8 protein-coding genes are annotated in these 12,765 nt (G+C 41.0%); 4 read left to right on the top strand and 4 right to left on the bottom strand.

Translation table 11 applies throughout. From position 1 onward, the window contains the following. Positions 1-8: 8 nt before the first annotated feature. The 4 genes from CWC18_RS04000 to CWC18_RS03985 all read right to left on the bottom strand — a co-directional run bounded on the left by CWC18_RS04000 (position 9) and on the right by CWC18_RS03985 (position 6,613). The gene (locus CWC18_RS04000) at positions 9-629 is read right to left on the bottom strand and encodes an anthranilate synthase component II (protein ID WP_138589440.1); all 621 of its coding nucleotides are present in this window, start codon (positions 627-629) and stop codon (positions 9-11) included. Beyond that, positions 620-2,044 carry an anthranilate synthase component I family protein gene (locus tag CWC18_RS03995; protein ID WP_138674764.1) on the bottom strand — a complete coding sequence of 475 codons (1,425 nt, stop codon included), beginning with the start codon at positions 2,042-2,044 and terminating at the stop codon, positions 620-622. The genes CWC18_RS04000 and CWC18_RS03995 overlap by 10 nt, the downstream gene beginning before the upstream one ends. Continuing rightward, complete coding sequence (locus CWC18_RS03990) at positions 2,044-3,540, bottom strand: AMP-binding protein (protein WP_138674763.1); 1,497 nt, start codon at positions 3,538-3,540, stop codon at positions 2,044-2,046. The genes CWC18_RS03995 and CWC18_RS03990 overlap by 1 nt, the downstream gene beginning before the upstream one ends. Positions 3,541-4,243: 703 nt before the next feature. Further along, entirely contained in the window at positions 4,244-6,613 is a 2,370-nt protein-coding gene (locus tag CWC18_RS03985) for a winged helix-turn-helix domain-containing protein (RefSeq protein WP_138674762.1), read from the bottom strand. Positions 6,614-7,196: 583 nt separating this feature from the next. Here CWC18_RS03985 and mnmE point away from each other — a divergent pair. From mnmE to rsmG, 4 genes are all read left to right on the top strand, one after another. Next, on the top strand, positions 7,197-8,561 hold the full coding sequence (gene mnmE / locus CWC18_RS03980) for a tRNA uridine-5-carboxymethylaminomethyl(34) synthesis GTPase MnmE (RefSeq protein WP_138674761.1): 1,365 nt from the start codon (positions 7,197-7,199) through the stop codon (positions 8,559-8,561). A gap of 786 nt (positions 8,562-9,347) precedes the next feature. Continuing rightward, on the top strand, positions 9,348-9,794 hold the full coding sequence (locus CWC18_RS03975) for a flavodoxin domain-containing protein (RefSeq protein WP_138589427.1): 447 nt from the start codon (positions 9,348-9,350) through the stop codon (positions 9,792-9,794). A 432-nt stretch (positions 9,795-10,226) separates the two neighbouring features. After that, positions 10,227-12,116: a tRNA uridine-5-carboxymethylaminomethyl(34) synthesis enzyme MnmG gene (gene mnmG, locus CWC18_RS03970; RefSeq protein WP_138589426.1), complete on the top strand. Its 1,890-nt coding sequence runs from the start codon at positions 10,227-10,229 to the stop codon at positions 12,114-12,116. A gap of 15 nt (positions 12,117-12,131) precedes the next feature. Further along, positions 12,132-12,752: a 16S rRNA (guanine(527)-N(7))-methyltransferase RsmG gene (gene rsmG / locus CWC18_RS03965; RefSeq protein WP_138674760.1), complete on the top strand. Its 621-nt coding sequence runs from the start codon at positions 12,132-12,134 to the stop codon at positions 12,750-12,752. Positions 12,753-12,765 lie beyond the last annotated feature (13 nt).

Here is a 12,765-nt window from a genome sequence, read left to right as displayed (position 1 = left end):
TCCTTATATTAGGCAGCTTCGGACTTGGCGGGCGTACTCATACATGCCAAGCCAGTTTCAAGTAACCAATTTTTTAGCATACTCATCCCCCCCTCTGACGCGATAGACTCTGGGTGAAATTGCACACCATAAATTGGAAATTCCTTATGTTTTATCGCCATTATTTCGGCGTGTTTCTCCCCTTCACTGACCGTCATAGCGGTGACTTCAAGGCAAGAGGGTAATGGTAGAGCAAGGCTTAAACTGTGATAACGCACAACACGTAAAGGAGATACCAAGCCGTCAAATAACCCCGTTCCATGGTGAGATATATGTGAACATTTGCCATGAATTGGTTCTGCCGCATGCTGCACTTTGGCACCGAATACATGACCAATAGACTGATGGCCCAAACACACGCCTAAAATTGGGATCTTTCCAGCAAAATAACGGATAGCGTCGCACGATATGCCCGCTTGTTCAGGCCCAAAAGGCCCCGGCGAAATAATGAGCCCATCCGGAGCGAGCGCAACAATGTCAGCCAAGCTCAGTTCATCATTGCGAACCACTTGGATGGTGTGACCTAAAGCAGCCACATAATGTACTAAGTTATAGGTAAACGAATCGTAGTTATCGATCATTAACAGCATGCTGTCATCTCCATATTGTGTGACGAGTCAGTAATGCCCAGTGCCAATAGCAAAGCTTTACTCTTATTTAAGGTTTCTTGCCATTCGCTTTCAGCAATAGAGTCAGATACCACACCCGCACCAGCTTGAAGATGTAAACAGCCGTCTTTGATCAGTGCGGTTCGGATCACAATTGCCAAATCAACATCCCCCCCTGATATCACGCCAACGCCACCACCATACAAACCTCTTCTGACTGGCTCGTATTGATCAATTAATTGCATTGCTCGTATTTTTGGTGCACCACTGAGTGTGCCAGCAGGTAATGTGGCGCGGATCAATCCTAAGGGGCTAATATGCTGTAATTGTTCAGCTCTCACTTCTGACGTGATATGCATAACATGGGAGAAATGCTCAACCGACATCATTTTTGGCACAGAGACGGAAGATAACTTTGCCACTTTCCCCAAATCATTCCGTGCTAAATCAATCAACATTAAATGCTCTGCGCACTCTTTTGTGTCATTAAGCAATTCAACTTCACGCTGTTGATTTTCTTTTTCACATGCACTGCGATGTCGTGTTCCCGCCATTGGAAAAGAAATTAACGCCCCTTTTTCACTACGTATCAGTGTTTCTGGAGAGGCCCCAAATAAACAACTTGCATCAGTACGTACATAAAACTGATAAGGTGATGGACTCATGTTACGAAGGCGTGTAAAAAACTCTATACCACTGCCTGAAACCTCTACACACATGCGCTGTGACAACACAGCTTGCATAATTTCGCCCTCTTTAATGTGCTGCTTTAATTTATCAACCGCCTCTATAAATTCAGGCTTTTTAAATTGATACTGCACATCACCTAACGTTGTATCTTTATCCCACGTCTGATCATTTTCAGACAACGTCAATGACGCAACCTCATCGTCGAATGCATAGGCAACTAACCACATGCGCTGTGTGTGATGATCCAAAATCAATAACTGTTTTGGCAGTAGCATGGTGATATCTTGAGAGCCGGTTAAATCCTGTAGTTGTGGATCCGGCAATTTATTTGGTTCAAAATAGCGCACACTCTCATAACCGAAACATCCAAACCAACCGCCACTAAAACACGGGATCTGTGCAATATTCGGCACCGAAAAATCAGATAGCATGCTTTCTAACGCAGCCCATACCACTTTAGGATCCTCAAAGTGCTGTGTTTGCTCAGTGTCTTGTATACTCAAACACAGTCTATTTTTTTTAACGCTAATGCGGGCAAGAATAGATAACCCAATCACACTAAATCGTGGCGGCATCGATTTTTGACCTGCATTGTTATATTCAAAAATAAATGAGTCATGTGGGTCTGCATAACGTTTGTAGAGTTCAATCACATCATTATTTTTATACGGTAACGCTTGTACTTTATAAGTTAAGGATGAGTGCATTACGCCACTCCTTCACTGACGCGTGACAATTGGCGACGCATCACTTTGCCATTGTCATTTCTTGGTAATGCATTAAGCGCTTCAATATAAAGAGGCCGTTGAAAGTTAGATAATTGTGCGGTGCACCACTCCTTAACTTCAGCCACTAAGTCATCAGTTTTACCATCATGTGTTACCAAATAGAGCGCTGCGCGTGTTAGACCGTATTCGTCCTCAGTCGGCACTAATGCTACTTCAGTAATATTTGAGAATTCGGTCATGATCCGTACTTCAATCTCAGCAGGGATCACCCAGCGACCATTCACTTTAAATAAATCATCAGCTCGGCCCTTAAAATGAATATGTCCTTGCGCATCGCGCAGCGCTAAATCTCCAGAGTCATACCACCCCAATTGAAATTTAGCGTCCGTCGCTTCAGGGTTTCGCCAATAGCCTTGTGCAACGCTCGGCCCCCGAACCCACATTTTTCCACATATATTCTCTGCCACGCTGTGTCCAGCGGCATCACGAATATCAATGTCGTACCCTTCCAGTGGCTTACCAATCGTGCCTGCCATCGCGGTGTCACTGGTATGACTGCAGAATATATGACACAACTCAGTAGACCCTAAGCCATCTAAAATTGTGGTACCGAGTGTTGTCTGCCAATGTTGAAAAAGTTGCTCTGGTAGCGCAGCCCCTGCAGAAATAGCCAGACGAACCGAATTAAATGCCCTCGTGACATGTAGCTGAGATAAAAGTGCTTGATATATTGCAGGAACCCCAAAAAATAGGGTTGGTTTATAACAAGATACGTTAGCCACCACTGCTTCTGGAGTCGGCCAATTAGCATCTAAAACCACGCTGCCACCGCACTCAAGCGGAAAGAAAACACTGTTGCCCAATCCATAACCAAAAAATGATTTTGCCAGCGAGTAGAATCTATCATTACTTGTCACGTGTAACGTCTTGTCGGCGAATGCTTTGAAGCTCTGTAATACATTATTAGAAGAGTGCATTACCCCTTTAGGGTTACCTGTGGTGCCAGACGTATATTGCATAAAGGCAATATCATCACCTTGCTTAAAATGAAAACCTGACCAGCTATCTGAACCTGTGTTTAACAGGGCTTGATAGTCAAATGTATCATGCGTCGTTCCCTCATGATAAACGTGGCAAGATATCCCTTTTATGGTGTGCTGTATCAACACACGCGCATCGCTATCATCGAGAATAAACTGCTGATTGGTCAGTGATAACTTAGGGTTGATCACAATGGGAATAGCGCCACATGCTAAACTTGCGAGAAAGCAAACATAGAGAGGCACACTGTCGTTCATCGCAATGACAATTCGATCATTTGGTTGCACAGCAAATCCCTCAAACGCAGATGCGAGCTGACATACTTGTTGCTGTAATGCCCGATAAGTGACATTCCCTTGTTGCGAATAAATCACGACTTTATCTGGTGATTTTGGCTCAACAAGCCAACGTGCCGCTAAGTTTATGAAACCCATCGTCTACTCCTTGGCACTGTGCGTGTATCAATACATTGGGTACCATCGTTACCTATATCAATCATTCCTTCACCCTCCCTTTTCATGAGTAATTACTGCAAAAAGCAAAATATATACAGCCTCTACTTTTACTTCATCTGTCAGTAAAAGATCCCTCATTCCTAGGCTGCTTTAGCTGGGTGTACCCTATATCTAAAATTAATTTTATAGCGACAAAAAAGACATAAAAGATAAATAAAACATAAATTTAGATAAGAATTTCACACATGAAAATTTAATCAAACAATTGAATAGTATGAATAAATTTATATTTATTTCGAAAGGCTAACGCAAATAACACGATAGAAAAAAATGGTTGCAAGCGGATAAAAAAAGTAAGCCAAAGTACAGCAGACTGTATACAAGGTATACGTATTTTTAGAATTGGATAAGCGTTGATATTATGCTCACAAAACAGCACATTATATGTATTACTAGGATATTAATAAGAAAGCGACAATGACTTGATTTTGCATGTTATTTATCTTTCATCAGCGCATGTTCAACCAAGCTTTAGGAAGCGTGGGTTCGACAATATGGAGGATAAGTGGCAATACCTGCGCAGCTTATCAGGGCCTTATATGAATGCGCATCACAACATAAGATGCCAAGTAATGCGCATATTTGAGGATGAAATCAGAGGTAGTTTTCTCCTTTAATTGTATTAGTTCACGTCTATTTGAAAGTTCCACTCCGATTCACAATATACTGAGTAAGGTTTTTGTAATGAGGAGAACCACGTCATGAGTTCGTTTTGCTGAAGTGCCGGGTCCGCCAATTGTTTATACCTTCGCTCATCACTTATTTGCCAGTAATGCGCGAACTGTTGTCTCATTTTATCCAGTTGTCCAATGGCATTGTCAACATCACCGAGCCGGTAGAACGCCAATGCCGTATAATCATAGATCAGCTTCTTATTAAACTGACCTGAATTTGCTAATTCTATCGCACTTCGATCATCGCCAAGTGTAAGATGGGTATACATAAGAGAATAAACCGCATAGCTTAATGAATCGTGCATATTTAAACGCATATATAAATTATACGCCGCTTGCTGGTTAAGTAATGCAGACTGGTTTTGCTGCAAGGCAAGCTCTGTCCAACTTAATAACAAATACGCATCCGCTTTAATATTGTCATGGCTGTTTAGAGACTCAAGACTCCCCAGCAATTGTGCAAAACTAGCCTTCGCTTGATGTAACGCAGACTTATCATTATTCGCAATGCCATGATCCATTTTAGCCATACTCAGTAATAACTGATTTCGATAGCGTAAAGGGGCAATATCTAACTCATCATTTAATACTTGCTCAGCCAGTTCAATATATTCAATGGCTTTTTCTCCTTCATGCAGTTGAATGAAGTAAAAACCGAGATAATTTGCTATTTTAATTTGGTACACCAATTCTTGTTGATCGGTCGCCAACTTTAATGCACTCAATAAAGCCTGATAACGCTCTTCTAACGGTGCCAAGTAATTCTGACCTAGCGCAAAATACGTTTTCATCAATGAGCTTAAGTTGCCATTTTGACGATAATAACGCACCGATTTATACAAGCTTTGTAAGCTATCTTCGAGATCTACGGTTTGATCCGTTTCAGGCCCCGCTGGTGGAGGGTTGCCTATATAATATAAACGCCTCGCCTCAGACTCCGTCATATCATGGATCTCAAATAAGTTTTTAGCTTGAGAAACAAAGTGTTGATATTTACTCCACTGCTGTTTTTGCCACGCTATCGTCGCCAACTTTCGATAGATCTTCGAGCGTAAAACATCATTATCTATTTCATCTGTCATCACCAACGCATGTTCTAACAAGGTGTTCGCTTGCGTATATTCTCCTTTGGCAATTTTCATTTCACCCCAGTATTCCAGCATGCGGGCATTCAAAGAAGGGTTCGCCAATAACCCTGCACTTTCTGATAACTGCTCAAATATGTCTGTTGCCTGTTGAAGTCGACCTGTATGCCAATAGGTTCGAGCCAGTTCGACCAGGGCATGAGTATTGTTGGGGTCGTGTAGTACCGAGGCTTCAAAGTAGCGCATAGCAAGACCAACACCTCGAGTCTCTAGTGCATACAGCCCTTCTAAATAGTCCTTGGTAGAAAAGTCACTTTCAGACACATGATAGGTACTCACCATGCCTGTTTTACCAATGACTTGCTGTGCAAAAGTAGTTGCTAAGTTAGGTAAAGGGTGATTCAGATCATCACTATAAATCACCCCTTTTTTAATTTTCCCTTGGATATCTGATAAAGTGTAATGGAACACGAAACGACCACTTTCTTGTGAAACTGTCGCCTCTAGCCAGCGCTCCGCATGCCCTTGTTCAACCAAAGATTGTAATGTAGAACCAACGTCATCGTGTGCTTCTTGCTCTTGAGACAACAAATGAAAAGCAGGCTGATTAGGAATGACTGTTACCACCCCCGACTCTTTCAAGTTTTGTATTAACAAATGTCGTAACCCGTAGTTAAGCCAGTCGAACTCAGTCTCCCCCGTTAAATTTTTAAATGGGGCGATCAACAATCGTTCGTTGTGATGCGCTTCACTCACATTTTTCGACGGCGGATCAACCATTGTAAAGCCGATCATCAAAAACAGTCCGGCAATAAAAATGCATAAAGTTAACACCAAGGCTGGCAGTCTTTGCGGACTATCACTAAAAAATGCCATGGTGCGCGTTGGCTCAGGTGCTGGTTCATCAGCCGAGAGCACATTACAAGGCATGTCGACCTCACAGATCCAAATGTACCCTCTCTGTGGGTACGTTTTAATAAACAATGGATTTTGCACACTGTCGCTTAATTGCTTACGTAGCTCCCGGATACTTTGGGTCAGGGAGCTTTCTCTATACTCGCCATTCACCCACAAAGCGGATAACAACTCTTCACGAGTAATGATCCTTCCAGCATTAAGTAAAAAATATTCCAATAATTGAGCGAGTTTAGGTCGCAGTTGTACGGTATTTTCTTGAAAATACAAAACGCCCAATACAGGGTCAAATGAATAACTATTAAACGTGTACGACATAATTCCTTCAAAGCTTACGTTAAAAATAATTAAATATTATTAATAGATAAAATAATCCGACCAGATTGTAGTAGTAACACGTGCTAAAAATTACATAAATGAGACAAAAGGTTTACATTATCGCTTTAATAGCCACAATTCTCTGGTTTTAGTGGATATAACCGACCATAGACAGTTTATCAAACAGCACATCAATACACTGAGTAAAGCTCCCACTACCAATTCAATATAATGATGGCTAACGCAATGCATCATCATTGATATGGCCGCATACAGAATAAATATCATTAAACTCGTATTTAGCACGGGAGCCAGATCAAGCTATTGTTCTTTTTTGTAAAAGTAATGCACATATACTGTTAATTATAGATTCAATAATATAAAGTCATCAGTGTAAAAACGAAGCTAAGAATAAAGGATCACCCTATTCTACTTGATCAATACAGGCGAGCTAGGAATATAACCATCAAACACCTAGCTCGTTATATGCGGTTGTAATGAGAATATCTTATGGTTGTTAATAGCTCAGTTTGCCCCTTTGCTGTACAATTAGCGACAATATAAACGCTAAATAAATGGCCTTATGAACACACAAGACACCATCGTAGCTCAAGCCACCGCACCGGGACGCGGCGGTGTAGGAATTATTCGCGTATCGGGTACATTAGCAACTCAAGTCGCCGAGCAAGTCGTAGGAAAATGCCCAAAAACACGTTATGCAGAATACTTACCATTCAACACCTTACAAGGTGAGCAATTAGATCAAGGCATTGCACTGTATTTTGCTGGCCCTAACTCCTTCACCGGCGAAGATGTTTTAGAGTTACAAGGCCATGGTGGTCCTGTTGTTATTGATATGCTACTCAAAGAAATTTGCCAAATTTCGGGGGTGCGCTTAGCGCAGCCAGGAGAGTTTTCAGAGCGTGCTTTTTTAAACGACAAAATGGATCTCACCCAAGCAGAAGCCATCGCCGATCTCATAAATGCGACCAGTGAACAAGCAGCAAAAAGTGCGCTTCATTCTTTACAAGGTGATTTTTCTAATCATATTAATACGCTGGTGGAAAAGGTTATCCATTTACGTATGTATGTAGAAGCCGCTATCGACTTTCCAGATGAAGAAATAGACTTTTTATCTGACGGGAAAGTGAGTGGGGATTTAAACGCGATCATCGCACAACTTAATGAAGTCCGTAAACAAGCTAAGCAAGGGAGTATCATGCGAGAAGGTATGCGTGTAGTGATCGCGGGCCGTCCAAATGCAGGTAAATCCAGCTTACTTAACGCATTAGCTGGCCGAGAAGCCGCTATCGTGACAGACATTGCAGGTACAACCCGTGACGTACTGCGTGAACATATTCATATAGATGGAATGCCACTGCACATAATTGATACAGCTGGACTGCGTGATAGCCCCGACAAAGTAGAGCAAATTGGTATTGAGCGTGCCTGGGATGAAATAAGCCAAGCCGATCACGTACTCTTTATGGTCGATGGTACTGACACCGAACACACTGATCCGATGCAAATTTGGCCTGAGTTTATGGCACGTTTACCGCAAGGTATGGCCGTTACCGTAGTGCGTAATAAAATCGATTTATCACAAGAAACAGTCGGTATGTGTCAACAAGACAACTACCCTGTCTTACGCTTAAGTGCAAAAAATACCGATGGCATCGATTTACTACGGGATCATCTCAAAGCATGCATTGGTTTTCAGGGAGTTACGGAAGGTGGCTTTATGGCACGTCGCCGTCATTTAGATGCGTTAGAACGTTCAGCTGAACATTTAGATATAGGTAAAACGCAGCTAGAGATGCATATCGCAGGCGAGATCCTTGCTGAAGAACTGCGTTTAACTCAGCAATATTTAAATGAAATTACGGGTGAATTCACCTCCGATGATTTACTGGGTAAGATCTTCAGCTCATTTTGTATTGGTAAATAACCACTTTCGAACAAAATTAAGGGGAGCACTCCCCTTTTTTACACCTCATCGAATACTCTCTCGACCACTCACACACAACATTAGATACATGATCAGCTAAATACTTTGACCGCATTAAAGTAACCGTAACCCTCTGTATTTATATTCAAATATAGCTTACTAAGTAAGCTATATTTATCGGACATTCGTTTCTTACACAATCGGTACTGCCCACACCTTATTTTTACGCGGCCGGTTTATCCCATAACTTAAATGTATATCAGCTCGAATTAACACCGTTTTTGGATCTACACGCGAAAAAACGCGCTCCAGGACGTAAAAAACCAATATTTCATGCGTAAATAACAGGCTAATTTTCTATAGCCGAGTACTCAGCATCGTTATTACAGATCAGATCCTGCCATTTTTAGATTATTTTAATATATTGATCTAACTTTATAGATCTAAAAAATAGATCGAAACCAATCACTTGATCGTTATTCACAACAAAGTTGTCCACATAGCCAATTACCTAGCTAAAAATAGCCAAAACACACTAAAATGGTGTTTAGTAGGTGCTTGAGGAATAAACTTATCGCAAAGATTTACTCAGTTTATCCACACAAAGCCCACTAAAAAGATGCTTGGAATATTTTATTAATTTATTTAAATACAACAAGTTAAGAAAAACACCTTTAAATTGAGCAAAAAGTGCACGCTATTTTTTATCCAATCAATTTACGCACCTCTTTACTTCTTCCACAGGCTCTATATGATGACGTCATTAAAATTACTTGATCAATTATAATGACACAATTAGAGATCATCGTTGGAAGTCAAATGGGATCAGCTGAATATGTTGCTGATCAACTAAAAGAAGCCCTAGAAAGTCAAGGGGTTGTTGCAAATTTACACGAGCAACCTGACTTGGCACAGTGTGAACATGATCACTGGTTAATCGTAACTTCAACCTATGGTGCAGGTGATTATCCAGAGAACTTATTGCCATTTATTGATCAAGTAAATCAGCAAAGTAGTTTGAGCTCTAAGCAATTTGCTGTCGTCGGGTTGGGTGATACCAGCTATGACACGTATAACCATGCAGCAAAAAATATTGCACAGTTATTGGTAGATAAAGGTGCAACAAATTTGTTGCCTGTTTTAGAGATCAATGTATTAGATGAAGCACTTCCAGAAGACACTGCGTTAAGTTGGTTACCGCAATTTAGTAATGCACTTACTGTATCTCAGTAGCTCTCATTGATCTTTTACACATAAGTTATACACATTTTTATAGATTTTAAGATCATATTGTGGATAACCATTGATCTAACTGCAGATCTAACCATAGTTATCCTTGGGATAATTATATGATGATCCCGCCCTGTGTATAAAGAGCCATTTTGATCAGAGCTTATCAGACACTTGATCCGATCCTATTCACACTAATTGATCTGATCTAAGTCTTTGCTGTTAAATAGGTATTTCACCTTACTCACAGAAAAGCGGATCACTAGTAGTAAGATCTAATAAAGATCTTTAAAAAGATCTTATTTATATTAAAAGATCTCTTTTGAGCTTTTTTACTCATTGGTTACTATTTAGTCATTTCACTTCTGAGTATTTCTAGGTAGAATACGCATCCTTTCAAAATCGAACCGGTAATTTTTAAGTAGGATCCCGTAAATGATTTATCATGAACATTTTGACGTTATTGTAGTTGGTGGCGGACATGCAGGTACAGAAGCTGCCCTTGCTGCTGCTAGAATGGGTATGAACACCTTATTGTTAACACACAATATGGATACTCTGGGTCAAATGTCATGTAACCCCGCAATAGGTGGTATTGGCAAAGGCCATTTAGTAAAAGAAATTGATGCATTAGGCGGGGCTATGGCGAAAGCGATAGACAAAGGGGGTATTCAATTTAGAACTCTGAATTCGTCTAAAGGACCAGCGGTAAGGGCAACACGTGCTCAAGCTGACCGTGTCTTATACAAAGCTGAAATTCAAACCATTTTGCAAAATCAAGATAACCTAAAGATTTTCCAACAATCTTGTGATGACTTAATCGTTGAACAAGATAAAGTGAAAGGCGTTGTAACTCAAATGGGACTGCGTTTCAGTGCACATTCTGTGGTACTGACAGTGGGAACATTTTTAGGTGGCCAAATCCATATTGGCATGGAAAACTTTAAAGGAGGAAGAGCAGGCGATCCACCATCGATAGCGCTTGCTGATAGGTTACGTGAATTACCATTTCGTGTTGATAGATTAAAAACGGGTACACCGCCACGTATTGATGCCCGAACGGTTGATTTCTCGGTTATGCAAGCGCAACCAGGTGATACGCCAACCCCTACATTTTCATTTATGGGTAAACAATCAGATCATCCACAACAGATCCCATGTTATATCACTTACACAAATGAAAAAACGCATGATGTGATCCGTGAAAATTTACACCGTTCTCCGATGTATGCAGGCGTTATTGAAGGTATAGGCCCAAGGTACTGTCCATCAATCGAAGATAAAATAGTTCGATTTGCTGACAAAGATAAGCACCAAATATTTGTAGAGCCTGAAGGGTTAACGTCCTATGAGCTGTATCCAAATGGCATTTCCACCAGCTTACCCTTTGATGTGCAATTACACATTGTGCAATCAATTAAAGGCTTCGAAAATGCCCATATCTGTCGCCCTGGTTATGCAATTGAGTACGACTTTTTTGATCCTAGAGATTTAAAACAATCTTTAGAAACTAAATTTATTAATGGTTTATTCTTTGCTGGTCAAATAAACGGCACTACCGGTTATGAAGAAGCTGGTGCGCAAGGCTTGATAGCTGGGATGAACGCAGCATTACAAATACAAGGTAAAGATGCTTGGACACCACGCCGCGATCAAGCATACACAGGTGTATTAATTGACGACTTAGCGACGCTTGGTACCAAAGAACCGTACCGTATGTTTACTAGTCGTGCTGAATACCGATTATTATTACGTGAGGATAACGCTGATTTACGTTTGACTGAAAAAGGCCGAGAGCTTGGTTTAGTTGATGATGAAAGATGGGCTGCATTTAACAACAAACTTGAAGTAATGGAACAAGAAGCGCAGCGTTTAAAAGCAACATGGATCCATAAAGATCATCCAGCCATCGATCAAGTAAACGCGTTACTTAAAACGCCATTAACACGAGAAGCCAGTTTGGAGGATCTTATCCGTCGCCCAGAGATCAATTATCATGATCTGACGGGGATTGAAGGATTAGGATCTGATGCGACCAATATTCAAGCATTAGAACAAGTTGAGATCCAAACCAAGTATGCAGGTTACATTGCGCGTCAACAAGATGAGATCAACAAACAATTGCGTCATGAAGAGTCATTACTACCAAAAGAGTTTGATTACAGCCAAGTAAGTGGCCTATCAAATGAGGTCGTTGCGAAGCTAACCGATGCTCGACCAGACACCATTGGCCAAGCTTCTCGTATTTCTGGTATCACCCCAGCAGCTATTTCGCTATTATTAGTGTATCTGAAAAAGCAAGGGCTGTTGCGCAAGTCAGCGTAACGGCAATGGGATCTCGTGTTACATCGACAACTATCTTCTTTATTAGCGCAGACGGATATTGCGCTTACTGAACTTCAACAGCAGCAGCTAGTGCAGTATGTTGAATTATTAGACAAATGGAATAAAGCTTACAATTTAACCTCTGTACGCAATCCGAGTGAAATGGTAGTTAAACACATTATGGATTCACTCATGGTTGCCCCTCACTTATCTGGCAAACAGTATATTGATGTTGGTACGGGTCCAGGATTACCGGGCATCGTATTGGCCATTGCTTTGCCTGATACGCACTTTGTATTACTTGATAGCCTTGGTAAACGAGTTCGTTTTTTAATGCAGGTAAAACATGCACTTGGTTTAGATAATGTCACTCCTGTTCAGTCTCGTGTTGAAGATTATCTGCCAAGTGTTAAATTAGATGGTGTGCTTAGCCGCGCATTTGCATCATTACAAGATATGGTGCAGTGGTGTGAGCACCTAATTGATAATTCTGGTCGCTTTATTGCGCTAAAAGGTCAACTTCCTGAGCAAGAGTTAGACAGCTTGCCAACAGGTGTGCACTTTGAGCAAAAGATTAGCTTAGAAGTTCCAGAACTGGATGCTGAGCGACATTTAATTATTCTTTCTAAAGACTAAGCTTTCCGAGGAC

It is taken from the genome of Pseudoalteromonas aurantia, assembly GCF_005886875.1.
Classification (GTDB): domain Bacteria; phylum Pseudomonadota; class Gammaproteobacteria; order Enterobacterales; family Alteromonadaceae; genus Pseudoalteromonas; species Pseudoalteromonas aurantia_A.
Note: the sequence above shows the minus strand (reverse complement) of the source record. Positions and strands in the feature narration are given on the sequence as shown.